Here is a 24,420-nt window from a genome sequence, read left to right as displayed (position 1 = left end):
GGAGCAGGCATGGCCTCATCGAGCCTACGCGTCGCAAACCTCAGCAAGCGCTATGGCGACTTCGTCGCCTTGGCGCCGACCAGTCTGGACGTCGCCAAGGGTGAATTCCTCACGCTGCTCGGCCCGTCGGGATCGGGCAAGACGACGCTGCTCAGCCTGATCGCAGGGCTCGCGCATCCGGATGAGGGACGAATCCTGATCGATGATGCCGATGTGACGCATAGCCCCGCCTATGCGCGCGACATCGGCGTCGTGTTCCAGAACTATGCGCTGTTTCCCCACATGACGGTCGAGGACAACATCGCGTTTCCGCTGAAGATGCGAAAAATAGCCGACGTCGAGGCGCGCAGGCTCACGGCCGAGGCCTTGGACACCGTGCGACTGCCGCATGTCGCGAAGCGCTACCCGCGCGAACTCTCCGGCGGCCAGCAGCAACGCATCGCGCTGGCGCGCTGCATCGTCTATCGTCCCGCCATCATCCTGATGGACGAGCCGCTCGGCGCGCTCGACAAGAAGCTGCGCGACCAGATGCAGCTCGAGATCAAGCGCATCCATCGCGAGCTGCGCACCACGATCGTCTATGTCACCCACGACCAGGAGGAGGCGATGACGATGTCGGATCGCATCTGCCTGATGAATGCCGGTGCGATCGAGCAGCTCGGCACGCCCGAGGATCTCTACTTCCGCCCCAAATCGGTTTTCGTCGCGGATTTCCTCGGCGAGTCCAATCTGCTCGGTGCCACGGTGCAGGCCGTCGATGCAGACGGACTCGACATCGTCCTTGCCGACCGGGAGGCGCGGTCGCGCGCTGTCGGCAATGGCAGCGCGTTTGCCGCCGGCGAGCCGATCAAAATCATGGTGCGGCCGCAGAATCTCACGGTTGAGAGCGCCGGCTCCGGACACGGCAAGCTGACGGGACGGCTGACCGATGTGATGATCAGCGGCAGCCTGACGCGGCTTTACATCGCGCCGGAGACGGCAGGTATGGCGCCACTGGTCGCGGCCTATCCGACCCGCAGCAGTGCTGCGCCGTACGCGATCGGACAGATGCTGTCGCTCGGCTGGAATGCGGCCGATGCCGTTGCGATCCGCGACGCCAAGGGAGCTTGAGGTGAGGGCGGTGGGACGGCTGCGCACTCTGCAACAGGCTCCGGTCTTGACTCCGGTCTTGACCTGGGCCGCGATGGGCGCGCCGCTTGTGCTGCTGCTGGCGCTGTTCCTGGTCTACCCGGTCGGTCAGTTGCTGCTGCTGAGCATCCACAACGACAGCGGTTTCACGCTGGCGCAGTATCGCCAGCTGTTTGCGTCGTCGGTCTATGTCGACGTCCTGCTCATTACCCTGAAGATATCGCTGGTGACAACGTTGGTTTGCGTCGTCACAGGCTATCCGATCGCCTATTTGATCTCGCTGGTCGGCAAGGAGCGCAAGGCGACGCTGCTGTTCTGGGTGCTGCTGTCGTTCTGGACCAGCTTCCTGGTGCGGGCCTTCGCGTGGGTCGTGCTGCTGGGACGCAACGGCGTCATCAACAAGCTCTTGCTGTCGCTCGGCATCGTCTCGGCTCCGCTCGATCTGCTCTACAGTTTTGGCAGCGTCCTGGTCGGCATGGTGAATGCGCTGCTGCCGCTCGCCGTGCTCACCATGCTCTCGGTGATGGACAACATCGACCGCAATCTGCCGCGCGCCGCGGCGACGCTCGGCGCGGGTCCCGGCATGGCGTTCTGGAAGATCTATTTCCCGCTGTCGCTGCCCGGTGTCGCCGCGGCCGGCATCATGGTGTTCGTCACCGCGATCGGCTTCTTCATCGTGCCGGCGCTGCTCGGCGGCCGCCGCGAGACCATGATCACGCAACTGATTATCGATCAGGTCCAGCAGACCATGAACTGGGGTTTTGCCGGCGCGATCTCCGTGCTGCTGTTGCTCGTCGTGCTCGTCGTCTTCGTGGTCTACGACCGGCTGCTCGGCCTTTCGACCATGACCGGAGCTGCCACGGCGGCCAACGCCAGGCCATCGCGCCTGTCGGGCAGTTTTGAGAGGATCGGTGACGTCGTCCTGACGCTGCTCGGCGCGATCTCCGACCGCATCATCCGCGTGCTGCCGTCACGACGGGACCGTGGTCCCGATACGCCTGGCCTCTGGCTGCAGGGCTTCGTCTGGATCATGCTCCTCATCATCAGCGCGCCGACGTTCCTGATGATCCCGCTGTCGTTCGGCACCGGCGGCCTCAACTGGCCGCCGCAGGGATTTACGCTGCATTGGTACCAGGAGGTGTTGCAGTCGCCGGTCTGGACCCAGGCGGTGGTGCGCTCGCTGCTGGTTGGGCTCGGCACCGGCGCGCTCGCCATGCTGGTCGGGACCCCGGCCGCGTTCCTGCTGGTGCGCAGCAACATTCCGGGCAAGGCGGCCTGGCTCGCCTTCATCCTGTCGCCGATCGTGGTGCCGCGCATGATCATCGCCGTCGGCCTGTTCTACGTGTTCGCGCGCATCGGCCTGGTCGGCAGCGCCTTCGGCCTCATTCTCGGGCATACCGTCGTCGCGGTGCCCTATGTGGTGATGACCATGATGGCGGTGCTGCGCAACTACGACACCCGGCTCGACCACGCCGCGCAGAGTCTCGGTGCGCGTCCGCTGGCCACGCTTCGCTACGTGACCTTTCCGATCCTCGGTGCCGGAATGATGTCGTCGTTCCTGTTCGCGTTTGCGACCTCGTTCGACGAATTGACCATCGCGCTGTTCGCCACCGGCGGTCTGAACGCCACATTGCCCAAGCAATTTTGGGACGAGGTGACGCTTCAGGTCTCGCCTGTCATCGCCGCCGTCTCGACCTGCCTCTTCATCTTCATGGGCATCCTGATCTTCGTCGCTGAACGCCTGCGCCGCCGCGTGGCCGCCAACTAGCTATTCCGTCCTGTCAATCTGAGGTTCTGACCATGCTCAACTCCACTCGTCTTCGCGGTGTTTTCCCCGCCATTCCGACCCCGGTCGGGGCCGACGACACGATCGATGCCGGCGCGGTCTCGGCGCTGTTTGCCTGGTTGCTAAAGCAGGGGATCGACGGCGTGGTGCCGCTCGGCGGCACCGGCGAATATGGCGCGCTGTCGCGCCGCGAGCGCATCCGGATGGCGAGCCTGTCGGTTGCCGCGATGGCCGGCAAGGGTCCGGTGATCGCAGGTGTGCTGGACACCGGTTTCCATGACGCGCTCCAGGCGACCAAGGAATTCGCCGCGGAGGGCGTGGACGGCGTGCTGGTCCTCACGCCATACTACACCAACCCTACACAAGCTGGTATCCGCGACTATTTCCTGCGCTATGCGGATGCGTCTCCCGTGCCGGTGCTGATCTACGAAATTCCCTACCGCACCCGGATCGCGGTCGAGCCGAAAATCCTGCATGAGCTGTCGCGGCATCCCAACATCATCGGAATGAAGGCCTGCAATCTCGACATGTATCATTTCCTGCAGGTCGTCGCCGGCGTCGACGACAATTTCGCGGTGTTGAGCGGCGAGGACAGCCTGTTTCCGCTTCACCTCGCCGCTGGCGCCAAGGGTGGCATCATCGTAACAGCGAATTTGCTGCCGCGGGCCTGGCGACAGATCTACGAGGCCGCAACCGCCGGTCGCACCGCGGAGGCGCTCACGCTGCACCGCCGCCTGATCCCGTTCATGAACATGGCGTTCGCGGAGACCAATCCGGGGCCGATGAAGGCGGTGATGGATCTCGTCGGCGTCAACGCGCCGCGCATGCTGGCGCCGCTGGTGCAGCCGGCCGAGGCGCTGGTCGCGTCGTTGCGGGCGGAACTCCGCCGTCAACTGGCTGAAACGGAAGGTGTGGGTTAGGGGATGGCGGCAAAGGCAGGCAAGGCCGGAAAGACATCGAAGAGCGCGGGCAAGAGCGTCGAGCCGGCGCGCTCGTCGCTGTTCGTCGGCTCGACCGAGAAGGCGTTCCAGGTCCTGCATGCCTTCGACGGCCCCAGGCGGTATATGACGCTCGCAGATATCGCGCGCGCCGCCAGCCTCGATCGCAGCGCCACGCAGCGGCTGGTCTACACGCTCGAGACGCTCGGCTATCTCAGACGCATCGACGGCACGCGCAACTACGGCCTGACCTCCAAGGTGCTGCAATTCTCGCACAATTATCTCAAGGCCAACGATCTGATCGACAAGGCTTCGCCCTATCTCCTCGACATGAGCCGCAATCTCGGCGAGACCTGCAATCTGCATGAGCTCGACGGCCACGAGGTCGTGTTCGTGGCGCGCTTTCCTGGCCGGCACCTCATCCATATCGATTTCGTGATCGGAAGCCGGTTGCCGGCCTACTTCACGGCTTCCGGCATAACCATCCTGGCGGCCCTTCCGGAGGCGGAGCAACAGCACATCTTGAGGCGTACGCGGCTCGAGCCACTCACGCCGTACACGATTACTGATCCCGACAAGCTCATGGAACAGGTGCACCTCGCCGCCAAGCGCGGCTATTCGATCCAGGTCAACCAAAGCGTCATGGGTGATATTTCCGTGGCGGCGCCGATCATCGACGAGCACGGGCGGGCTATCGCCGCGGTCAACATCTCCGTGCCCACGACGCGCTGGACCAAGGAGCGGGCCGAAGCCGAGCTCGTTCAGCATGTTCACGTCGCCGCAACCTCGGTCTCGAAGTCCAAGTTCATACGCTACGTCGCCTGAAACGCCGATGCCGATGCTCCTGAATGCCGACGACTATCGCAGCCGGGCGCGCCAAATGTTGCCGCGCGGCCTGTTCGACTATATCGACCGCGGCACGGAGGACGAAACCGCGCTGAGCCGCCTGCGTGCCTCGCTCGACGGCATCACCCTGATGCCCGCGGTGCTGGCCGGCCACAGCGAGCGAGATCTCGACACGACGCTGCTTGGAGCGCGTATCGCCGCGCCACTGGCCGTGGCGCCGACGGCACTTGCCGGGCTTGTCGCTCATGACGGCGAGACGAAGCTTGCCCGAGCGGCGTCGCGTGTCGGAATCCCGGTTTGCATCTCGACGCAATCGGTCACGACCATCGAGACGATCCGGCGAGGCGCGCCCGATGCCAAGCTTTGGTTTCAGCTTTACGTCTGGCGCGACCGCGACCTCACGGCGCGGCTGCTGGAGCGCGCCCGCAACTGCGGATGCGACAACCTGCTTGTCACGGCCGATACGCCGGTCTCCCCGAACCGGGAATACAATCAGCGCAACGGCTTCGGCATTCCGTTTACGCCGAGCCTGCGCAGCGTGGCCGACGTGGCGCGGCATCCGCGCTGGCTGCTCGGTGTTCTCATGCGCTATCTCCTCAGCGAGGGCATTCCGACCTACGGCCACTATCCGGCGGAATTCCGTACGGCGATCACGCGGCCGAGCGTCGCGGAAGCCGTACGGCTGGAGCATCGGCTGAGTTGGGACGATATGCGCTGGCTGCGCGATGTCTGGCCCGGCAGGCTGACCATCAAGGGCGTACTGGCGGTGAAGGATGCCGAGACGGCGGCCGGGGTCGGAGCCGACGCGATCGTGGTCTCGGCCCACGGCGGCCGCAATCTCGACTGCTTGCCGGCGCCCGCGGATTGCATTCCGGCGATCGCCGCCGCCGTGCAAGGGCGCCTGACGGTCCTTGCCGACAGCGGCGTCAGGCGTGGAACGGATGTGCTGAAATACTGCGCGCTGGGCGCCGATGCCGTTCTTGTCGGCCGCCTGCCGCTATGGGGGCTCGCCGTCGGCGGCGAACAAGGCGCGGAAGCGGTGTTGCGCATGATCCTGCGCGAGATGGATACCGCAATGGCGTTTCTCGGCGTGGAGCGCGTCACCGAACTCAAGACGCAGCTTCGCTAGTCTAGGCGTTTTCCAGCGAAGTGGATACCGGTTCGCGGAAAGAAGGCCGGGAAACTTTCCCGGCCTTCGATTTCTGCCGTCATTGCGAGCGAAGCGAAGCAATCCATAGTGCCCCAGTGGAAGCATGGATTGCTTCGTCGCCTGCGCTCGTCGCAATGACGTCGTTGGAGAGACAGCGAGCGTCTTTACTCCGCCGCCTCGGTCGCCTTGAGCGTCGGATAATCCGTGTAGCCCTTGGCGCCGCCGCCGTAGAAGGTGTTCTTGTCCCAGTCGTTGAGCGGCGCGCCCTTCTTCAGGCGTTCGACCAGATCGGGGTTGGAGATGAACGGTTTGCCGAATGCGATCAGGTCGGCGGCATCAGATTCCAACACCTTGTTGGCCAGCGCAAAGTCGTAGCCGTTGTTGGCGATGTAGGCCTGCTTGAAGCGCTTGCGCAGGCTCGCATAGTCGAACGGCGCGATGTCGCGCGGGCCGCCGGTCGCGCCTTCGATGACGTGGATGTAGGTCAGCTTCAGTGCGTTGAGGTGATCGACGATGTAGTCGAACAGCGGCTGCGGGTTGGAGTCCGAGATATCGTTCGCCGGTGTCACCGGCGAGATGCGGATGCCGGTGCGGTCCGCGCCGGCCTCCGTGACCGCCGCCTTGGTGACCTCGAGCATCAGCTTGGCGCGGTTCTCGATTGAGCCGCCATAGGCATCAGTGCGCTTGTTGGCGCCATCCTTGGCGAACTGGTCGAGCAGATAGCCGTTGGCGCCGTGGACCTCGACGCCGTCGAAGCCGGCGGCCAGCGCATTCGCGGTGCCGCGTTTGAAGTCCTCGATGATCCCGGGGATTTCCGACAACTCCAGTTCGCGCGGCTCGGAGACATCGGCGAAGGTGCCGTTCACAAAGGTCTTGCCCTTGGCGCGGATCGCCGATGGTGCGACCGGCTTGCCGCCATTCGGCTGCAGCGCGACATGCGAGATGCGGCCGACATGCCAGAGCTGGATGAAGATGCGTCCGCCGTGCTCGTGCACGCGATCGGTGACCTTCTTCCAGCCCTCAACCTGCGCTTTTGAATAAATGCCGGGGGTGTCCTGATAGCCCTGGCCCTGGTGCGAGACCTGGCTCGCTTCGGTGATGAGAAGGCCGGCGGAAGCGCGCTGGCCATAATAGTCCGCCGCAAGCGGGCTCGGCACGAAGCTCCCGGGTTCGGCGCGGTTGCGTGTCAGCGGCGCCATCACCAGGCGGTTCGGCAGCGTGAGCTTGCCAAGCTTGAAGGGCTCGAAAAGTTTGGTCGATTGGCTCATGAGGAAATGTTCCAGGGAGTTACGGATAAGGGAGATTTGTGCATTGCGGCGGCGAGCGCAATGGCTGGGCCATTCGCGCCCTGCAGATTAGCTGCGCACGATCCCGCCCATGTGACCGGCATCGAGGAACAGGGTGTGCGCGTTGACGTAGGAGGATTCGTTCGAGATCAGGAACAGGGCGGTATAGGCGACCTCCCAGCCGGTGCCCTGGCGGCCGAAAGGCACTGTCACCGCCCGGTCCGGCCGCCTGCGGCTGGCGTCGCGGCCCATCGGGGTGTCCATGAAGCCGGGTGCGATCACATTGCAGCGAATGCCTTTTTCTTCACCGGCCCGCGCGATCGCCCGCCCCAGTGCGATCTGCGCGGCCTTGGAGGATTCATAGGCCGGGTTGCGGCCGTTGGCGCGCTGGCTCGCCATCGAGGAGATCAGGATGATCGCGCCGCCCGGCGCCATCACCTCGAGCGCCTTCTGCGCGAACAGCATGTGGCTGCGCACGTTGACGGCGTAATCCCGGTCCCAGGCTTCCGCGGTCATCCTGGGCAGCGACAGGCCGGAGGAGATCCCGACATTCAACGCGAGGCCATCGAGGCCGCCGAGCTTTTGCGCGCAGCGCTCGACCGCAGGCGCGATCGCCGCGACGTCGGAGACGTCGACCAGATCGGTGAACGCCTTGCCGCCTTCGCGGGTGATCTGCGCGACCGTGTCGTCGGCCGCCTCCTTGTTGACGTCGATACAGGCGATCGAAGCACCCTCACGCGCGAACAGCACGCTCATCGCGCGGCCGTTGCCAACAGGCGGCTCCTCGTCGACGATTGTACGCTGTCCGGCGCCGACCACGATGATGCGCCGGCCAGTGAGCCGTCCGTGGTTCGTCGCAAGCCCCAGCGCTTCCGCATGCAGCGACGCGGAGGGGTCGACGGATTTGGGTGCGTGGGTGGTGGTGGACATTGGCGTGCTCCCTGACGTCTTGTTGTTGTCAGGGAGCAGTAGCACGGCCGCGCAAGCGAGGCGAAAATCCCGCGGCGGGAATTTATGAGTTACCAATCGTCATTCCGGGGCGTCCGAAGGACGAACCCGGAATCTCGAGATTCCGGGTTCGATGCTGCGCATCGCCCCGGAATGACGCGCGCGAAGCGCGCGTCAGCTGACGCCGAGGAAATCGCGCTTGCCGATCTCGACGCCGTTGTGGCGCAGGATGCCGTGCGCGGTCACAGCGTGGAAATACAGGTTCGGGAACGAGAACGCGGAGACGAATTGCTGGCCCTTCAGCGTCATGTTGCGGCCGGCGCCGACCGGGAAGGTGACGTCCTTGGCATCGCCGCCTTCGAATTGCGCCGGCGTGAACGACTTCACATAGTCGATCGTCCTGGCCAGCCGCTGCTTCAATTCGCCGAACGTCGTCTCGGTGTCGGGCGTGGAGGGCACCTCGCTGTGCGTCAGCCGCGCGCAACCTCGTGACGCGTGATCGCAAACCAGCTGCACCTGCTTCGACAGCGGCAGCATATCCGGATAGAGCCGCGATCCCAGCAGCACCTCGGGCGCAATCTTCTTCGCCTCGCAATGCGCCTCCGCCTTGGTGAGGATGCCGGTGAGGCTGTTCAGCATTTGCAGGTAGGCGGGGACGACGGCGTCATGAAAGGACATGGGATGCTCTTTGTCTTGGGATGAAAATCCGGGTGGGCCGGAATGGCATGCTGCAAATGGGGCGGGGAGGGGGAGAATACAACTGCGGAAGGCGATAACACTTGATCAAATATTCTTCGTCCTTACTGCGCATCGCAGATGCGATCCGCGTGAGGGGGTACAGGTTTATCTACGCGCACAACTCGTGGAGAGAGCCCCTCACCCCAACCCTCTCCCCGCAAGAGCGGGGCGAGGGGGCACAAAGACTACCTTATCCCCGGCATTGCGGCTTCCGCCGGCTGGGCGCGCGGCCCGCGCATCCGCGTCAGCAATTCCGTGGTCGGCCAGGAATCCGCCGGCAGGCCGTATTTGATCTGCATCGCTTTCACCGCGCTGCGGCTGGCCTGGCCCAGCACGCCGTCGACCTTGCCGACATCATAGCCGGCGCGCACCAGCAGCGCCTGCAGCTCCTTGATCTCGTTGAACGGCAGTTGCGCGACAGGCGCGTGAGGCCGCTGCATCGGCGCTGCGCCCGCGATGCGGCTGGCGAGATAGCCCGCCGTGGTCGAATAGATCAGCGAGTTATTCCACTCGGTGTAGGCGGCGAAATTCGCATAGGCGAGGAACGCCGGGCCGGTGCGGCCCATCGGCAGCAGCAGCGAGGCCGGCATGTCGTCATTGGCGAGCGGCTTGCCGTCGGTCGCGGTGACGCCGAGTGAGGCCCACTTGCTGCGCGGCAGCTTGATGGTGAGGTCGGACTGATCCCACGGGAAATTCGCAGCCGCTGGTACGCGGACCTCCTGCAACCACGGCTCGCCGCGCCGCCACTTCAATCCGTTGGCGATGTAGTTCGCGGTCGAGCCGATCACGTCGGGCCCGCTGCGCAACAAATTGCGATGGCCGTCGCCGTCGTAATCGACAGCGTAGTTGAAGTAATGCGTCGGCAAGAATTGCGTCTGCCCGAGCTCGCCGGCCCAGGAGCCGACCATCTCTTCGGGCGTCAGATCGCCGCGCTCGATGATCTTCAGCGCCGCGATGGTCTCGCCCTGGAACATCTCCGAGCGGCGGCAATCATAGGCGAGCGACACCAGCGATTTCAGCGTGGCGAGATTGCCCATGTTGGCGCCGAAATCGCTTTCCAGTCCCCAGAACGCGGCGATCACGGCCGGCGGCACGCCATACTCTTTCTCGGCGCGCGCAAACGCTGCCGAATAGGTTTTGATGTATTGCTGGCCCTGCTGCATCCGGTAGGTCGCGGCCATGCGTCCGGCGAACTCGGTGAAGATCTGCCCGAACACGCGCTGGCCGCGGTCGCGATTGACGATGCCCTGGTCGTAGATGAGGTAGGGCGCGGCTTCGGCAAGCGTCCGCTGCGAGACGCCGGCCGCGACCGCGTTGCTCTTCAGCTCGGTGAGGAAGCGATCGAAGGCATGCCCGTTGTGGCAGGACGCGGCCCGTGGCGAGGACACGGCCGCTGGCCGCGGCTTGGCAGGCGTGGGTTTTACGGGGACCAGCAACGGCTGTTGCGCCAGAGCCACGGATGAGAGCCCCAGCGCAGCCGCCAACGCTACGATCATGATCGGGGCGCGGAGGGAAGCTGCTGGCATCGATGTCACCGTGTGCAGATCGAGGGAAAGGTCTGCCCTGCATACACCAGCCCGGCACCGGGCAACAACGGGGAGGGCCGCTTTAGACCAATTGGGCTTCGGCAGGCGGATCGGCCGCCGCTATGATCGGCAGGTGATTCGCGGGCAGGTGTGTCCGCGGATCGGTCACGCCCGGAGGGACCCATGTGGAGTTTTCTCGAGCGTCTCTTGGACTCGTCGACGTTCTCGCCTCACGGCATCTGTCTGCTGTGGGAGCCGGAGCTGATCTGGCTTCATGTCATGTCCGACGCGATCATTGCCGCTTCGTATTTCTCGATTCCGTTTGCGCTCGCAATTGTCGTCTCCAAGCGCCGCGATTTCCAGTTCGGCTGGATGGCCTGGCCGTTCGCCACCTTCATCCTCGCCTGCGGGCTCACCCATGTGTTCTCGATCTATACGCTGTGGGTGCCGATCTACGGCATCGAAGGCCTGCTCAAGGCACTGACCGCGATTGCCTCGATCATCACCGCGGCCTTGCTGTGGCCACTGATCCCGAAAGTGCTGGCGATCCCGACCGAAGCGCAATTGCGCGAGGCGCATGTTGCGCTTGCAGAGGAGGGACGGCAGCGCCAGCGCTCGGAAGTCCAGCTGCAGCGCTTCCGCGAGGCCGAGGCCAATGAGAGCAAGATCCGCCAGGCGCAGAAGATGGAGGCGGTCGGCCAGCTCACCGGCGGCATCGCGCATGACTTCAACAACATCCTGACCGTCATCACCGGCACCATCGACATCCTCGCCGATGCGGTGACGCACAACCGGCAACTCGCCGAGATCACCGGCCTGATCCGCGAAGCTGCCGAGCGCGGCGCGTCGCTGACGCGGCATCTGCTGGCATTCGCGCGCCGGCAGCCGCTGCAGCCGACCGATGTCGACGTCAACGCGCTGATCGTCGACGCCATCGAGCTGCTGCGGCCGACCATCGGCGACCATGTCGACATCGACTTCCGCCCGGCGCCCGGTCTGCCGCGCGCACTGGTCGATTCCAATCAGCTCGTCACCGCGATCATCAATTTGGCGCTGAACGCGCGCGACGCCGTGCGCAAGGGCGGCACGCTCAGGATCGAAACCTGCGCCGCCGAGCTCAAGCCCGCCGACGTGCATGGACATGACGGGCTGGTCGCGGGCGACTATGTCGCGATCACGCTGATCGACAACGGCGAGGGTATCGCGGAGGCGGATCTGGCGAAGGTGTTCGAGCCGTTCTTCACCACCAAGCAGGTCGGCAAAGGCACCGGGCTCGGGCTCAGCATGGTCTATGGCTTCGTCAAGCAGTCCAACGGCCACATCGTGCTCGACAGCGAGGTCGGCCGCGGCACCAGGGTCATGCTCTATCTGCCGCGCGCCGCCGTGACCTCGCAGGCCGGCATCGCCCAGCCGCGGCAGCCGGATTTGCGCGGCGCGCAGGAGATCGTGCTCGTCGTCGAGGACGACAGGCTGGTGCGCTCTTATGTGCTGACCCAGATCGAGAGCCTCGGCTACACGACGCTGTCAGCCAGCAACGGACCCGAGGCGCTCGCCGTGCTGGAGAGCGGTGCGCCGGTCGACCTGCTGTTCACCGACGTCATCATGCCCGGGCTGATGAACGGGCGCGACCTCGCCACCGAGGCCGAGCGGCGGCGGCCCGGCCTGCGCGTGCTCTACACCTCCGGCTACACCGAGAACGCCATCGACCATGACGGCAAGCTCGACGAGGGCATCCTGTTCCTGGCAAAGCCCTACAGCCGCGCCGAACTCGCGCGCATGCTGCGCGTCGCGCTGCGCGAGGGTGAGGCGGAGGTCGTGCGGGAGAAGGCAAGCGGCGCGGTGGGGGGATAGGCCGAATCTATCTCTCCCGTCATTGCGAGGAGCGATAGCGACGAAGCAATCCATGTCTCCACTTGTGGCGCGATGGATTGCTTCGCTTCGCTCGCAATGACGGGGATAGAGTTGACGCAGGGACCGTAGCCGGGATGAGCCAACGGGTCGCGCGAATGCGCGCCCGATGACAGGCTCCGCGATATCCGGGGTCAGTGTCCCCGCATGTCGCTAACGCTCATGCGGGCTATAAATGACAGATCGTCAATCCACGCCCGTCAGAAACACATCATCCATGAACAACGCGTCGATGCCCGACTTGCGAAACGTGACGATCGCGTCGTTCGGCGTGCAAACGATCGGTTCGCTGTCGTTGAAGGACGTATTGACGACGAGCGGTACGCCGGTTTTTGCGAAGAAGCAGGATATCAGCTGGTGAAAGCGCGGATTTGATTTGCGGCTGACGATCTGGACCCGGGCACTGCCATCGGTATGCACGACGGCAGGGATCAGATCGCGCCTGTCGGCCTTGACCGGACATGCAAACAGCATGAATTCGTGACTTGCCGTCTGCGCGCCGACATCGAACCATTCCTCGGCGTGCTCCGCCAGCACGCTCGGCGCGAACGGCCGGAAATCTTCCCGGTGCTTGACCTTTTGATTGAGGATCGCGCGCATGTCCGGCCGCCGCGGGTCGGCGAGCAGTGAACGGTTGCCCAGCGCACGCGGCCCGAACTCCATGCGGCCCTGGAACCAGGCGACGATCTTGCCGTCGGCGATCATATCGGCGGCGTCGCGCGCCGGAGATTTGCTGTGCCGCGCCTTGAAGCCGGTCGACTTGACCGCCGCCAGAATCTCGCGCCGCTTGAATGCGGGCCCCAGATACGGCGTGAAATTGCCGCGCTCGGGGGAGCGCTTCTGCTTGGCGCAATGCACGACGAAGGCGGCGCCGATCGCGGTGCCGGCGTCGTGCGGCGCTGACGGAATGAACACATTGGCGAATTCACCGGAGCGCCTGATCACATCGTTGGTCACGCAATTGAGCGCGACGCCGCCGGCAAGGCACAGATTGTCTGATGGCACCCTGTGCTTGATGCGCCGGACCACGGCCGTGATCGCGGCGTCGGTTGCCGCCTGCAATGCTGCCGCCATGTCGGCGTGCCGCGGCAGGATTTCAGCGTCCTCGTGCCGTGGCGGGCCGAAGATGGCCTCCATCCGGGCGAACCTGCCCGGCTCGACGCCGAGAAACTCGCGCGCGACCCCGTAGTTCACCCCGTCGGAGCGCATGATCGATTGAAATGGATCGCGGTAAACCTCGGGATCACCGTAAGCCGCCAGGCCCATCACCTTCGAGGCGTCGTAATGCGAGAAGCCGAGATAACCGCTGAACACCTCCCAGATGAAACCGATCGAATGCGGATATTCGAATGTCTCGACGGTCTGGATCCGCGTCCCGACCGCCTTCGCCAGCGAGGTGCCCGCCGTCTCGCCGATGCCGTCGATGGTGAGGATGGCCGCACGATCGAAGCCCGACGGGAAGTACGCGGACGCGGCGTGTGCGAGGTGGTGCTGCACGAAATGCAGTCTCTGCCCGAGCGAACGTCCAAGCAGGTCGTCGATCGCGCTGGGCACCTGACCCAGCCGCAACCGAAAGGTCTCCTCCAGCCGCGGATCCCACCACTCGGGACGATATCGCTTCCGCCGCTGCTTGGGATCGAACGAATACGCGACTTGATCGATATCGCGCGCGGTGAGGCCGGCGTGTTTCAGGCAAAAGCGGACCGCGCGTTCGGGCAGTTGATGCGGATTGTCGAATTCGGCCTGCTTGGCGCGCTTGATGCGGTTGAACCGCTCCTCCTCGACGGCCGCGACGAGCTTGCCGTCGACCAGCAGCGCGGCGGCGGACTCGTGATACACCGAATTGATTCCAAGGACGTTCACCCTGCAACCTCCCATAGGCTTGTCGTTGCAGAATGTTATCCAATGTGTCCGGACGTGTCAGGTGGTATCGCGGCGACGGCTCAGGCTACTGCTGACTTTCCGTAGCCCGAAAGGAGCCTGCGGGTCGCGCATAGTTCTCTCCACGCGTCGTCCCGGCTCCCGTGCGCAATTGCGCACTAGGCCGGGACGACGCTGAAAATCTGTCCTAGGCGCTCGCTGCGTCCAGACGTTCGACCTGACTCTTCGTAAGCTCGAGCTTGGTCGCCGCGACAAGCGTGGCAACGTGCTCGGGCTTGGTCGCACTGGCAATCGGCGCCGTGACGGACGGTTTGGCCATCAGCCAGGCGAGCGCGACCGCGGCAGGCTCAGTGCCGGTCTCGGCTGCGACCTCGTCAAGGCCGGCCAGGATGCGCATGCCGCGGGGAGTCATGTACTTTGGAATGCCGCGCGCCCCGCGCGGACTCTTGCCGAAGTCGGCCTCCGAGCGATACTTGCCGGTGAGAAATCCCGCGGCGAGGGAGAAGAACGTGATCACGCCGACATCGTTGTCCTCACAGACATTTTGCAGCGCGCCTTCGTAGCTTGCTCGCTCCATCAGGCTGTATTCGGGCTGCATGCTGTCGTAGCGCGGAAGCCCGTTCTTCGCCGAAATGTCGAGGGCGTCCTTCAACCGCTCCGCGGAAAAATTCGATGCGCCGATCGCCCTGATCTTGCCGGCCTTGATCAGCCTGTCGTAGGCCGCAAGCGTCTCTTCCTGAGGCGTCGTTTCGTCGTCCTTGTGGGACTGATACAGGTCGATGGTGTCGGTCTGCAGCCGCCGCAGCGAGTCCTCGACAGCGCGGGCGATGTAGTCCGGCTTCAGCCCGACATTGCCATTGCCCATATCCATGCCGACCTTGGTCGCGAGGATGATACGGTTGCGGTTGCCGCGCGCCTTCATCCATTTGCCGATGATCACCTCGGACTCGCCGCCGTCATGGCCCGGCACCCACCGCGAATAGACATCTGCCGTATCCAGGAACGTCAGTCCGTGGTCGAGCACGGTGTCGAGCAACCGAAACGACGACGTCTCGTCGACCGTCCAGCCGAACACATTGCAGCCGAAGCAGAAGGTGGGGACGGTGAGGCCGGAGCGACCGAGCGGGCGATGCTTCATGAGTTTCTTTCACTTGTTGTGATGGGAAGCACGGAAAGGAGAACATTGAGGCAGATCACCCTTGTTTGCAAGGCCACCGGGCCCGGGACGTTCAGGCGGTCGTCTCGTGCGTGTGCGCACGCTGCAGCTTCGGCCGCTTGTGCCGCGTCTTGATCTTGGTGACCTCGTCGAGCATCTGCTTCAGCGCAATGATGGCAGGCTCGTCATCGAGTCCGTAGCTCTTCGGCATGCGTTCGATCAGCACCAGCAGCGCGTCGCCGATCTGGCCGATCTGCTTCCCGTAGGTACCGACATCAGACAGCACGTCGGACTCCACCTCGGGCGCCGACGACTTGCCGAGCGTGATGTTGATGAGGCCGAACTGGCTTCCGATCGGGCTCATGAACGCAGTGAAGGGGCTGATGTTCTGCACAACATCGCCGGAAAGCGGCAGCTTGAAAATTGGCATGGCAATGGCTCCGTGTATGAATACAAGGAACTATCATAGCGTGTCGGGGCAGGATTGAGGCGAACCGCAGCTCAATTTCGGTCAGCGCCTGCCTTGACGAATGTCTGCCAGAGCGCCGACGAGCGAGTGGGGCGCCGCGAAAGGGCCTCTAATCGCGCGGCGCCAGCGCAAGCTCCAGCAACGCGACTCGCTGGAGGGCTGTGACCTCCCGTTCGCCGTCATTGGCAGTGCGCAGGATCGATTCCGCGATCACATTGATATGCGATGTGCTGACGGGATCGGGCAGCGTCGCAACCGACGATTCCAGCGCCCGCGTCATCAGCGCGATCACTTCGGGAGAGAATGCAGCATCGGAAAAATTCTTCATTGGTTTGGTCGCCGCGTTGTCGTGCAACTGCCCCCTGCTGCGAGCTTAACTCGGGAGGCATCGGACAGGTTCCGGCGCGAAACGTCGCAAACCTGCGCGAGCTGACGGAACCGATTGCCCGACGGGCAACTCACCAAAAACCTGTCAAGCCTCGGCGATAAAAATATTCTGATTTTCAGTATCGCAACTCAGTGATATAGATATCCCCGTCCCACCCGATTGAGGGGCGAGCGCACGTCACGAACGCGCGGTGGGATGCGGTGGCCGCTGATTGCGCAACTGACGAGAGCGCGTGAGGCGGACGGTGAAGTCGTGTGGTCTATATTTTGGTCTTCGGTGAAACACGCCGAAGCTAAGAAAACCCTTTAAAACAAGGATTTCTGCGCTAGCCTGATGCATGGCATTTCTGCGGGTTTCGCCATTTCCAGGGCCCGGCCCAAGGCCCGGTCCAAACCCTAGGACAGAAACCATGAGCGATATCACCACCGAGCCCGCCACCAAGCGCATGCGTAATGGCAGCGTGATCCTCACCGACCGGCATTGCGAGAAGCGGGTCGATAGGCGGGCCAAGGTTTACGACCGCAAATGCCCGGGCCTTTACGTCAGCGTCATCCCTTCCGGCGTGGCAACCTTCAATTTCAAGTTCACTGACCGGACGACCGGGAAGCAACGCACCAAATGGCTTGGCGTCTATTGCCCCGGCTTCACGGTCGAGAATGCCCGCACCGCCGTCTATGCCGTGAAAAACCGGATCGGCAACGGCGAGAACGTTGCCGAGACCCTTCGCCAGCACAAGGCCCAGCGGGCAAGACAGGGCAAGACCGTGGACGAGATCATCGAGGAACGAATCGAATGGATGAAGACCCCCGTTCGCAAGGCGGACGGTGAAGAGCGCCCCCGGATCGAAAGCTGGGAGAATGTCGCGCGCCATTTGCGTAACTTCCTCAGCCCCCGGCTGGGCAAGAAGCTCGCCAGCGAAGTCACCAAGCACGACATTGCAACGCTCTCGAATGACATCGTGGCGGGTAGGCACGGAGGCAAGCCATCGGTGAGCAATGCCCGCCACATGCGGCGCGCTGCCTCGGGCCTGTTCAACTGGGCGGCGGAAGCTGGCCGCGACTACGTCACCGCCAGCCCCTGCATCAATCTGCCGAAGCTCGACGAGGAGCATCCGCGCGACCGCGTCCTGACCGAGGACGAGATTAGGACGCTGTGGCACGGTCTCGACCGCGAGGATATGCCTTGGGATCGAAGGACCCGGCTGGCGATCAAGTTCGCGCTTGTCACCATGCTGCGCTCGGGCGAGATGCTTCCGATCCACCGCGATGAACTGAATGCAGAAAACGGCACGGTCGACATCCCGGCGCGGCGGGTCAAGAAACGGCGCCCGATCAACCAGCCGCTCAGCGATCTCGCGTTGGAGATCATTGCGGAGGCGATGGGCAATTACGAGTATGCCTTCACGGGCCGCTTCGGTGACGCACCGCTGGCTCGCCTAGCGATGTCGGGCGCGCTGACCGGGACTAAGGTGACGAAGAACGGCAAGCGAGTCGCACGCACGCCGGGAATCTGCGAACTGCTTGGGCTCGCGCCGTTCACGCCACACGATCTGAGGCGGACGGCGGCGACGATGTGCGGTGAACTTGGCCTATCGGAGGGTAGCATTGCGCTCTGCCTCGACCATCAGGCCAACAAGGACGAGAACGGCAAGCCACTGCCAGCGGTCACCCGCAAGGTCTACAATCGCGCCACACGCATTGTCGTCACGAAGAAACGCGAAGTGCTCGATAGGTGGGCCGTCGAGTTGCGGCGGATCGTGGGCGAGCCTACGGCAACCGAAGTGCCTCTTGCAGCCTGACAGTCATCACCTACCATCGTGAAAGAGTGCGGCTTCGCCAACCTTGGCCCCGGACGATCGGCCGATCCGGGAAACCAGCCCCGTTTGGCCGGCCGAAATGCCCCCCTCGAACCCTGCCGCGTTCCCGAATTGATCCAAGGTCACTATACGTTCCTATAGGTCGGGTGGGTGCTGTCCGTATTTGACCCCCGGTGTCCTAATTCGATTTTGAAAGTGTCCTAAATTACTTAGGCGGCGTTCTCAGTACGAATACTGAGGCTTCGTTCCCTATACGCACTGCGTAGCCTCTTATGTAGGCATTAGTTGCGCAGGGCTGGGAACCTTACGCTCACCTGACAATTAGAGTCCCCGTTCCGGGCACGGAACCACAGCAAAGGGGAAGAACGATGCAACGACGGCTCCGGGTGAAGCATATTCAAACGCTCGAAGAACGACTAATTGAGGAAGCCAAAGAGCTGCGCGAACGCGCGAAGCAACTTCCACCATGTATCGAACGAGAAGAGTTGTTGCGCAGGGCACGGCGCAACGACGCCGCAGCACACATGTCCGAATGGCTAATGTCGCCCCGGATGGTCAATTTTGAACAGAACAGTGAATAAGCCCGCGTTCTCGGTAGGACTAATGGCCCGGGCAATGTTCTGCACCCTTCGCTCCTGAGGGGCCTATAGTCCCCCGTAGAGGGACAAAACAAAAATGAAGGACATACAGGCTTACTTGGAGAAGCTCCGCTGCGACGCTTCGGAGTGCGCCGTTATCCGTGACCTGGCTACCGATGCTTCAAAACGAGAGCTATTTTCACGATTGGCAGAGCATTTGAGTTTGCTGGTATCGATGGTCGAGCGCGAGATCGCCGTGCGCCAGCCGCCAGCCAGCATTTCCTAGCCAGAGGCCGCCAACTGAGGCGGCCTCTTTCATTTCGAGTACGGCAACGGCGGAAGCGGCGGCGATCCGCCAGCTCGGCCTTTTGCTCATCGCGCGCGGATCAGCGCCGCCGGTCAGTCGACGTGCGGCGGATCGAGAGGGCTGGCGGTTGGTGACCGGGGAAAATGGACGCGCCAGGGGTGGCGGGGCACTTCTGAGCACCCAACCGATTGTTGGCGCCTCACGCCGCAGCGGTCAGTTCGCGAAGCGCCGCGACGATTTGATCCGCGCGGTAGGGCTTTGACAGAAAGCGACTTCCCTCCGGCAAGTCGTCGGTCCCTACGTTTACGAAGCCGGAGGTCGCGACGATCTTGATCGGCGGCCATCGACCCCTAACAAATCTGGCGAGCTTCACGCCATCCATTGAGCCGGGCATTTGGATATCGGTAAAGACGACGTGAATGTCCGGGCGCGCTTCGAGAACCGCGATCGCTTCGTCGGCGTTGTGAGCTTCGACAATGTCGAAGCCAGAGTTACCGATCATCTCCGCCGCGTCCGTTCGCAGCAGAAATTCATCTTCGACGATAAGAACAACGGGCCGCTTGGTTGCTGAGGTCACCATGACAAACTCCGTGCGAACGCTATCCAAGTGCAGCGGACGGGATTCGTTCCGGGGGAAAAGGAATGCTGCAAACCGGACGCGTGCCCTTAGCAACGTCCATGGTCCAACCCGCATATCGCGGGGGGTCGCCGCGCATCAAATCGCGAATCATTGCCTTGCCGAAGGCGCGCGCTGCATTGTCGTTGGTCAGCGCCATGCGTCCGCCGAACTCGTAGTCGCTGCCATCGGCGTTGTGAATCGAAAAGCAATAAATGGGCATGGGGCTCACCATAGCCGTGTGGCTCATATCCGGCTGGTCAATATTGACCACTAATCCCGTCTTACTTGACCGAGTCGTCGTTTCAAGACACCCCCTGCGACGGATCGACCGGGCAACGTCTCAGTGACCGGGCGAAATTAGCCGCCGATAGGGCCGCGCTGCCGGTGATCGGCCGTCGTGTCACTCAGGCGACGGCCTGACCGGCGCGAGCAGGAGACACCCCGCGCCGGAAACGTTTCATCAGCCCGCGCCGGGGCTGTAGATCAACGGATGCGGGGCCGAATGTCGTTCCAGCTTGACCGGGACCATGGGTCGACACGTTTTCGTCCGGAGCACGTCCCGCCATGCCGGAGTCGCCACGGCCCCACCGGACCACGCCAGTCCGGCGAGCACGTCATGCGGCCAGCGATCCGGTGGCGCCTGCCAGCGGATATCGCCAGCGGCCAGAACCGCACACATGAGGGGTGCCAGCGAGACCGAGGCCGCCGTGTTGCCGCGCTCGGCGTGCCAGCTTTCGGCCCTAGCGTACCAATCACCAAGACGACCCTGGAAATCATCGACGCGCCGCAGCGTCGAGACGAACTGGAACGCCATGGCGAACTGCTGGAGATATTCCCGCGCGTCGCCATCGGCCAGCGGCTTCGCATCGGGGAACAACTGGTTGCGCGAGATCACGAGCAGCGCAGCGAGATCGTCCGGGCCGGGCATCTGGATCGGAAAAATGTTCTTCGGGTGGTAAATCTGCATGGTCAGGCTCCTTCCGCTCGCCGCCGCTTGCCGGCGTCGATGATCGCCTGCGCGGCATCGCCCATCTGCGGCGCCGTCGGGCCGCCGGCATCGCGGGTCCTCGCGGCCTTGACGATCCTGCGCGCCGTTCCTGCCGGGTCGCTGGCGGCGGTCTCGTATTCGGCAGCGTCGACGCCAAGCCCGGCGCCGCGCGTGATGACGGTCGGCGCGTCTCGCGTCAACGCGGCCACTTCCTGCGGCGTCAACGACGCCAATCTCTTAAAATTCTGCATCACCCTTTTCCTTTCATCGTCACGCGCGCGGTTCGAGCGCGGCGCCGATCGATATCCTGTAGCTCGTCCCTGCGACACTGACGGCATAGAGCGCATCGGACTGGCTGATCGCTTCGCCCGTCAGTGTCACCACGGCGCCAGGCGCGACCGATTGGCCGTCCAACGGATCGGCCGGCGCGGCGCCGTAGCGGATCGTCATTCCGTTGGCGCCGACGTTGCTGATCGTGAGTTGCGAGACCGGCGCGCTCGGCGCCGGGCAGATCACGGCGCCAACTCCAGCGGCGAGAACGCCGTTCGTGTTCGAGAAAGTTGAGGTCAACATTTGCTTTGCTCCTTAGGTCTCCTCGCCGCGCCGCCGCCGACCAGCGGCAATGATTTGTTCGGCGGTCTGCAACTTCACGACGTTGTCCGCCGCGCTCGGAATCGAGTGCGTTTTGTCGAGCGCCTTGAACGCCGCCGGCCATCCCATCATCGCCTTTTCGAGCCCGGTCGGCTGGTAGCTGCGATCCCAGCGGATGCGGCAGTCGGTGATGACCGCTTTCATCATTTCCCTCATTTCAATGCGCGACTCGGCGTTGTGCCGATCGTATGCCGCCGACAATTCGGCGACCAACCGCGCAGCCGTCACGAACGCAGGCGCCGACTTCGCTATGCCAGCCCGTGCGCGGGCGCGATCGACGGCGGCCTGCGCATCGACGGCAGCAGCGACGGCGTTATCGAGGGCGACTTCAAGGGCATCGAGGGCGTGGTTTGCCATGGTGCTGACGTAGCGGCGCGAGCGGAGCGCGGCTAGGGCGAGATTTCGCGCTTGTGCGGCATCGGCTTGGACACATCGATGAACCAGCGCCCGCCGACTTTTTGCGCGACGATCCGTTTCTGCGCGATCAGTTCCCGAACCTGCGTTTCGCTATAGCCTGTCGCAAAAGCAATTTGCTGGATCGATCGCCAAACCGTCGTCGCGTCGATCGTCGGCCTCGCCGGGTCAAGCCCAGCCGCCTGCCGCAGTTCGGCATTCGACTCCGCAAGCTCGCTGATGATCGCCCCCTGCAAGCGGACGATACCGGCAAGCTCATCGATCCGCTGCGCCGTGTCGTCGGGCGACGGCCGAGCCGGGTATTTGTTGGCGAGCACGCTTATTTGTCGGCCTCTCGCAATAACCAAACGGCGATTCCGATTCTGCAAATATCCTCAACGAGCACGCTCGCGCGGACCCCCGGACCATGGCAACCCCGGATGTCATTCGGCCTGCAATATTGACCCCCTAAGCCGGGGGATCGGCGTCCAAAATTGACCCCCTACAGGTTGGTCTGTTGCGCTGCCTGCTTTGTAATGAAGCAGGTGGTCGGGGATGCTGGTCGTGGAGACAATTGCCCGGATACGGCGCGAACACTTCATCAAGGGCAAGACGATCAAGGAGATCGCCCGGGACCTGAAGGTGTCGCGGAACACGGTCCGGAAGGTGCTGAGGTCGGGAGAGACCTCATTCGAGTACGAGCGTGTTGTCCAACCGCGGCCGAAGCTGGGACGATGGGCAGCGGAGCTCGACGGATTGCTTGCGGGGAACGCAGCTAAGGCTGCTCGCGAACAGTTGACGTTGATCCGGATCTTCGAAGAGCTGCGCGGGCGCGGCTATGATGGCGGTTACGATACCGTTCGGCGTTACGCCAGGCGGTGGAGCCAAGAGCGTGGGCAATCGACGGCTGCAGCCTATGTCCCGCTGAGCTTTGCGCCTGGGGAAGCCTATCAGTTCGACTGGAGCCACGAGGTCGTCCTGCTCAATGGCGTAACGGTGATCGTGAAGGCCGCCCATGTCCGGCTCTGTCACAGCCGGATGCTGTTTGTGCGGTGCTATCCGCGCGAGACACAGGAGATGGTGTTCGACGCCCACGACCGGGCATTTGCTCTGTTCAAGGGCACCTGCGGACGCGGCATCTACGACAACATGAAGACGGCGGTGGAGACCATCTTCGTCGGCAAAGGGCGTCTCTACAATCGCCGCTTCATGCAGATGTGCAGCCACTACCTGGTCGATCCGGTTGCCTGCACGCCAGCGTCGGGCTGGGAGAAGGGTCAGGTCGAGAACCAGGTCGGACTTGTCCGGGAGCGCTTCTTCACGCCACGGCTGCGGTTCAAAACCCTCAACGAGTTGAACGCGTGGCTGTTGGACAAGTGCATCGCCTACGCCAAAGCGCACCGGCATCCGGAACTGATCGAACAGACGGTCTGGGAGGTGTTCGAAGCTGAGCGACCGAAGCTCGTTCCCTATGCCGGCCGGTTCGACGGATTCCACGCGGTGCCGGCGTCGGTCTCGAAGACCTGTCTGGTGCGTTTCGACAACAACAAATACTCGGTCACGGCCAGCGCTGTCGGGCGGCCTGTCGAGGTTCACGCCTACGCCGACCGCATTGTGATCCGCCAGGACGGGCGCATCGTTGCCGAGCATGCTCGCTCGTTCGGCCGCGGCGATACCGTCTACGATCCCTGGCATTACGTGCCGGTGCTGGCTCGCAAACCCGGTGCCTTGCGCAACGGCGCTCCCTTCAAGGACTGGGTACTGCCGGCCGCGATCGAACGTGTACGGCGCAAGCTCGCCAGCGCCGACGATGGCAATCGGCAGATGGTCGACATCCTCAACGCAGTTCTGACCGACGGCTTGCCGGCCGTCGAAGCCGCCTGCGCCGAGGCGATCACTCACGGCGTTCATTCCGCCGATGTCGTGCTCAACATCCTGGCCCGCCAGCGTGATCCTGCGCCACCGGCCAACATCCTCACCCCGGCTGCGCTGACATTGCGCCATGCCCCGATCGCCGACTGTGCCCGTTACGACAACCTCAGGAGAACCATCTGATGGAACGTACTCAACTGTTCGACCTCATGAGCGAGCTCAAGCTCTACGGCATGAAGGCCGCCTTCGATGAGATCATGGCGACCGCTGTCAAACGCCAGCACGAACCTCAACGCATTGTCGGCGACCTGCTCAACGCCGAGATCAACGAGAAGCAGGCGCGCTCGATCAAGTACCAGCTCACCATCGCCAAACTGCCGCTGGCCAAGGACCTTGAGGACTTCCAGTTCGAGGGCACTCCTATCAACCAGACGCTGGTCAATGATCTCGCCGGCGGCGGCTTCATCGCCCAGCAACGTAACGCCGTCCTGGTCGGCGGTACCGGCACCGGCAAAACACATATGGCCATCGCCATCGCCAGAAGCTGCATCCGATCTGGTGCCCGCGGCCGCTTCTACAACGTAGTCGACCTCGTCAATCGCCTGGAGATCGAGACCCGCAATGGACGGCAGGGTCGCATCGCCGAGCATCTGACCCGGATGGACTTCATTGTCCTCGACGAACTCGGCTACCTTCCGTTTGCTCAATCCGGCGGCCAGCTACTGTTCCATCTCGTCAGCCGGCTCTACGAGCGCACGTCGATCGTCGTCACCACCAACCTATCCTTCGGGGAATGGCCCAGCGTATTTGGCGACGCAAAGATGACCACCGCGCTGCTCGATCGTCTGACTCACCATTGCGATATCGTCGAGACCGGCAACGACAGTTGGCGCTTCAAGAGCCGCGACGACGATCACGCAACCCGCGCTCGCACCGTCTCCGCAACCCCGACCAGCTCCGACGGCGCGAGCGCTACCGCCAAAACCCGTCGCCCAAAGGGGTCAAAATTGGACGCCGATGCGGGGTCAAATTTGAACGCCGATTGACA

At 63.5% G+C, this 24,420-nt stretch carries 25 protein-coding genes and 1 pseudogene; 11 read left to right on the top strand and 15 right to left on the bottom strand.

The annotated features are described in order from the left end of the window. Window positions 1-9: 9 nt before the first annotated feature. Genes UP09_RS22690 through UP09_RS22670 form a run of 5 tightly spaced genes read left to right on the top strand, consistent with a single transcriptional unit; the run spans window position 10 to window position 5,827 of the window. On the top strand, window positions 10-1,110 hold the full coding sequence (locus tag UP09_RS22690; RefSeq protein ID WP_044540516.1) for an ABC transporter ATP-binding protein: 1,101 nt from the start codon (window positions 10-12) through the stop codon (window positions 1,108-1,110). 46 nt (window positions 1,111-1,156) lie between these two features. Further along, the gene (locus UP09_RS22685) at window positions 1,157-2,896 is read left to right on the top strand and encodes an ABC transporter permease subunit (RefSeq protein WP_245302149.1); all 1,740 of its coding nucleotides are present in this window, start codon (window positions 1,157-1,159) and stop codon (window positions 2,894-2,896) included. Window positions 2,897-2,928: 32 nt separating this feature from the next. After that, a complete protein-coding gene (gene dapA / locus UP09_RS22680; protein WP_044540515.1) occupies window positions 2,929-3,834 on the top strand; it encodes a 4-hydroxy-tetrahydrodipicolinate synthase in 906 nt (301 codons plus the stop codon). Between the two features lie 3 nt (window positions 3,835-3,837). Further along, window positions 3,838-4,677: an IclR family transcriptional regulator gene (locus tag UP09_RS22675; protein WP_044540514.1), complete on the top strand. Its 840-nt coding sequence runs from the start codon at window positions 3,838-3,840 to the stop codon at window positions 4,675-4,677. A gap of 7 nt (window positions 4,678-4,684) precedes the next feature. Next, the gene (locus UP09_RS22670) at window positions 4,685-5,827 is read left to right on the top strand and encodes an alpha-hydroxy acid oxidase (RefSeq protein WP_044540513.1); all 1,143 of its coding nucleotides are present in this window, start codon (window positions 4,685-4,687) and stop codon (window positions 5,825-5,827) included. Between the two features lie 185 nt (window positions 5,828-6,012). Here the strand turns inward: UP09_RS22670 and UP09_RS22665 are convergent, their stop codons facing one another. The 4 genes from UP09_RS22665 to UP09_RS22650 form a co-directional block, all read right to left on the bottom strand. Beyond that, a complete protein-coding gene (locus UP09_RS22665) occupies window positions 6,013-7,116 on the bottom strand; it encodes an alkene reductase (protein ID WP_044540512.1) in 1,104 nt (367 codons plus the stop codon). Between the two features lie 87 nt (window positions 7,117-7,203). Then, on the bottom strand, window positions 7,204-8,064 hold the full coding sequence (locus UP09_RS22660) for an SDR family NAD(P)-dependent oxidoreductase (RefSeq protein WP_044540511.1): 861 nt from the start codon (window positions 8,062-8,064) through the stop codon (window positions 7,204-7,206). A gap of 192 nt (window positions 8,065-8,256) precedes the next feature. Beyond that, window positions 8,257-8,760, bottom strand: coding sequence for a DUF1993 domain-containing protein (locus tag UP09_RS22655; protein ID WP_044540510.1), 504 nt, complete (start codon window positions 8,758-8,760; stop codon window positions 8,257-8,259). A gap of 245 nt (window positions 8,761-9,005) precedes the next feature. Beyond that, window positions 9,006-10,346, bottom strand: coding sequence for a lytic murein transglycosylase (locus UP09_RS22650; protein WP_245302146.1), 1,341 nt, complete (start codon window positions 10,344-10,346; stop codon window positions 9,006-9,008). 183 nt (window positions 10,347-10,529) lie between these two features. On the opposite strand from UP09_RS22650, the gene UP09_RS22645 reads away from it, so the two are divergent. After that, window positions 10,530-12,197, top strand: a complete 1,668-nt coding sequence (locus tag UP09_RS22645) for an ATP-binding protein (protein ID WP_044540509.1) — start codon at window positions 10,530-10,532, stop codon at window positions 12,195-12,197. Between the two features lie 243 nt (window positions 12,198-12,440). Here the strand turns inward: UP09_RS22645 and UP09_RS22640 are convergent, their stop codons facing one another. The 4 genes from UP09_RS22640 to UP09_RS22625 all read right to left on the bottom strand — a co-directional run bounded on the left by UP09_RS22640 (window position 12,441) and on the right by UP09_RS22625 (window position 16,088). Next, window positions 12,441-14,117: a carbamoyltransferase family protein gene (locus UP09_RS22640; protein ID WP_044540508.1), complete on the bottom strand. Its 1,677-nt coding sequence runs from the start codon at window positions 14,115-14,117 to the stop codon at window positions 12,441-12,443. A gap of 205 nt (window positions 14,118-14,322) precedes the next feature. Continuing rightward, window positions 14,323-15,273: an aldo/keto reductase gene (locus tag UP09_RS22635; RefSeq protein WP_044540507.1), complete on the bottom strand. Its 951-nt coding sequence runs from the start codon at window positions 15,271-15,273 to the stop codon at window positions 14,323-14,325. 91 nt (window positions 15,274-15,364) lie between these two features. Beyond that, the gene (locus tag UP09_RS22630; RefSeq protein ID WP_044540506.1) at window positions 15,365-15,721 is read right to left on the bottom strand and encodes a hypothetical protein; all 357 of its coding nucleotides are present in this window, start codon (window positions 15,719-15,721) and stop codon (window positions 15,365-15,367) included. A gap of 148 nt (window positions 15,722-15,869) precedes the next feature. Beyond that, entirely contained in the window at window positions 15,870-16,088 is a 219-nt protein-coding gene (locus UP09_RS22625) for a hypothetical protein (protein WP_044540505.1), read from the bottom strand. Between the two features lie 469 nt (window positions 16,089-16,557). Here UP09_RS22625 and UP09_RS22620 point away from each other — a divergent pair, with 469 nt between their 5' ends. The 3 genes from UP09_RS22620 (at window position 16,558) to UP09_RS22615 (ending at window position 18,828) form a co-directional block, all read left to right on the top strand. Continuing rightward, a complete protein-coding gene (locus UP09_RS22620) occupies window positions 16,558-17,946 on the top strand; it encodes a tyrosine-type recombinase/integrase (protein WP_044540504.1) in 1,389 nt (462 codons plus the stop codon). Between the two features lie 386 nt (window positions 17,947-18,332). Continuing rightward, window positions 18,333-18,545 carry a hypothetical protein gene (locus tag UP09_RS37090; protein WP_082070245.1) on the top strand — a complete coding sequence of 71 codons (213 nt, stop codon included), beginning with the start codon at window positions 18,333-18,335 and terminating at the stop codon, window positions 18,543-18,545. 94 nt (window positions 18,546-18,639) lie between these two features. Beyond that, window positions 18,640-18,828: a hypothetical protein gene (locus UP09_RS22615; protein ID WP_044540503.1), complete on the top strand. Its 189-nt coding sequence runs from the start codon at window positions 18,640-18,642 to the stop codon at window positions 18,826-18,828. Between the two features lie 220 nt (window positions 18,829-19,048). Here the strand turns inward: UP09_RS22615 and UP09_RS22610 are convergent, their stop codons facing one another. The 7 genes from UP09_RS22610 to UP09_RS22580 form a co-directional block, all read right to left on the bottom strand. Continuing rightward, window positions 19,049-19,429: a response regulator gene (locus UP09_RS22610; protein WP_044540709.1), complete on the bottom strand. Its 381-nt coding sequence runs from the start codon at window positions 19,427-19,429 to the stop codon at window positions 19,049-19,051. Window positions 19,430-19,448: 19 nt separating this feature from the next. Further along, window positions 19,449-19,739, bottom strand: a complete 291-nt coding sequence (locus tag UP09_RS22605) for a hypothetical protein (protein WP_156164732.1) — start codon at window positions 19,737-19,739, stop codon at window positions 19,449-19,451. 189 nt (window positions 19,740-19,928) lie between these two features. Beyond that, entirely contained in the window at window positions 19,929-20,435 is a 507-nt protein-coding gene (locus tag UP09_RS22600; protein WP_044540501.1) for a hypothetical protein, read from the bottom strand. Window positions 20,436-20,437: 2 nt separating this feature from the next. Next, window positions 20,438-20,707, bottom strand: a complete 270-nt coding sequence (locus UP09_RS22595) for a hypothetical protein (protein ID WP_044540500.1) — start codon at window positions 20,705-20,707, stop codon at window positions 20,438-20,440. A gap of 19 nt (window positions 20,708-20,726) precedes the next feature. After that, entirely contained in the window at window positions 20,727-21,029 is a 303-nt protein-coding gene (locus tag UP09_RS22590; protein ID WP_044540499.1) for a hypothetical protein, read from the bottom strand. Window positions 21,030-21,041: 12 nt separating this feature from the next. After that, window positions 21,042-21,464 carry a hypothetical protein gene (locus UP09_RS22585; protein WP_044540498.1) on the bottom strand — a complete coding sequence of 141 codons (423 nt, stop codon included), beginning with the start codon at window positions 21,462-21,464 and terminating at the stop codon, window positions 21,042-21,044. Between the two features lie 32 nt (window positions 21,465-21,496). After that, a complete protein-coding gene (locus UP09_RS22580) occupies window positions 21,497-21,838 on the bottom strand; it encodes a helix-turn-helix domain-containing protein (RefSeq protein ID WP_044540497.1) in 342 nt (113 codons plus the stop codon). 217 nt (window positions 21,839-22,055) lie between these two features. Here UP09_RS22580 and istA point away from each other — a divergent pair. Beyond that, window positions 22,056-23,625, top strand: a pseudogene (istA, locus tag UP09_RS22575) (IS21 family transposase). Beyond that, window positions 23,555-24,418 carry an IS21-like element helper ATPase IstB gene (istB, locus tag UP09_RS22570; protein ID WP_044536175.1) on the top strand — a complete coding sequence of 288 codons (864 nt, stop codon included), beginning with the start codon at window positions 23,555-23,557 and terminating at the stop codon, window positions 24,416-24,418. Before istA ends, istB begins: the two are co-directional and overlap by 71 nt. The last annotated feature ends 2 nt before the right edge of the window (window positions 24,419-24,420 follow it).

This window comes from Bradyrhizobium sp. LTSP885, from assembly GCF_000938305.1.
Taxonomy (GTDB): domain Bacteria; phylum Pseudomonadota; class Alphaproteobacteria; order Rhizobiales; family Xanthobacteraceae; genus Bradyrhizobium.
This window is presented reverse-complemented; position numbering and strand designations above follow the sequence as displayed.

Bases quoted from the DNA above. Each gene is read 5' to 3' on its own strand.
- UP09_RS22690 (WP_044540516.1), top strand. From the start codon at position 10: ATGGCCTCATCGAGCCTACGCGTCGCAAACCTCAGCAAGCGCTATGGC.
- dapA (WP_044540515.1), top strand. From the start codon at position 2,929: ATGCTCAACTCCACTCGTCTTCGCGGTGTTTTCCCCGCCATTCCGACC.
- UP09_RS22675 (WP_044540514.1), top strand. From the start codon at position 3,838: ATGGCGGCAAAGGCAGGCAAGGCCGGAAAGACATCGAAGAGCGCGGGC.
- UP09_RS22670 (WP_044540513.1), top strand. From the start codon at position 4,685: ATGCCGATGCTCCTGAATGCCGACGACTATCGCAGCCGGGCGCGCCAA.
- UP09_RS22665 (WP_044540512.1), bottom strand. From the start codon at position 7,116: ATGAGCCAATCGACCAAACTTTTCGAGCCCTTCAAGCTTGGCAAGCTC.
- UP09_RS22660 (WP_044540511.1), bottom strand. From the start codon at position 8,064: ATGTCCACCACCACCCACGCACCCAAATCCGTCGACCCCTCCGCGTCG.
- UP09_RS22655 (WP_044540510.1), bottom strand. From the start codon at position 8,760: ATGTCCTTTCATGACGCCGTCGTCCCCGCCTACCTGCAAATGCTGAAC.
- UP09_RS22650 (WP_245302146.1), bottom strand. From the start codon at position 10,346: ATGCCAGCAGCTTCCCTCCGCGCCCCGATCATGATCGTAGCGTTGGCG.
- UP09_RS22645 (WP_044540509.1), top strand. From the start codon at position 10,530: ATGTGGAGTTTTCTCGAGCGTCTCTTGGACTCGTCGACGTTCTCGCCT.
- UP09_RS22635 (WP_044540507.1), bottom strand. From the start codon at position 15,273: ATGAAGCATCGCCCGCTCGGTCGCTCCGGCCTCACCGTCCCCACCTTC.
- UP09_RS22630 (WP_044540506.1), bottom strand. From the start codon at position 15,721: ATGCCAATTTTCAAGCTGCCGCTTTCCGGCGATGTTGTGCAGAACATC.
- UP09_RS22625 (WP_044540505.1), bottom strand. From the start codon at position 16,088: ATGAAGAATTTTTCCGATGCTGCATTCTCTCCCGAAGTGATCGCGCTG.
- UP09_RS22620 (WP_044540504.1), top strand. From the start codon at position 16,558: ATGAGCGATATCACCACCGAGCCCGCCACCAAGCGCATGCGTAATGGC.
- UP09_RS37090 (WP_082070245.1), top strand. From the start codon at position 18,333: ATGCAACGACGGCTCCGGGTGAAGCATATTCAAACGCTCGAAGAACGA.
- UP09_RS22615 (WP_044540503.1), top strand. From the start codon at position 18,640: ATGAAGGACATACAGGCTTACTTGGAGAAGCTCCGCTGCGACGCTTCG.
- UP09_RS22610 (WP_044540709.1), bottom strand. From the start codon at position 19,429: ATGGTGACCTCAGCAACCAAGCGGCCCGTTGTTCTTATCGTCGAAGAT.
- UP09_RS22600 (WP_044540501.1), bottom strand. From the start codon at position 20,435: ATGCAGATTTACCACCCGAAGAACATTTTTCCGATCCAGATGCCCGGC.
- UP09_RS22595 (WP_044540500.1), bottom strand. From the start codon at position 20,707: ATGCAGAATTTTAAGAGATTGGCGTCGTTGACGCCGCAGGAAGTGGCC.
- UP09_RS22590 (WP_044540499.1), bottom strand. From the start codon at position 21,029: ATGTTGACCTCAACTTTCTCGAACACGAACGGCGTTCTCGCCGCTGGA.
- UP09_RS22585 (WP_044540498.1), bottom strand. From the start codon at position 21,464: ATGGCAAACCACGCCCTCGATGCCCTTGAAGTCGCCCTCGATAACGCC.
- istB (WP_044536175.1), top strand. From the start codon at position 23,555: ATGGAACGTACTCAACTGTTCGACCTCATGAGCGAGCTCAAGCTCTAC.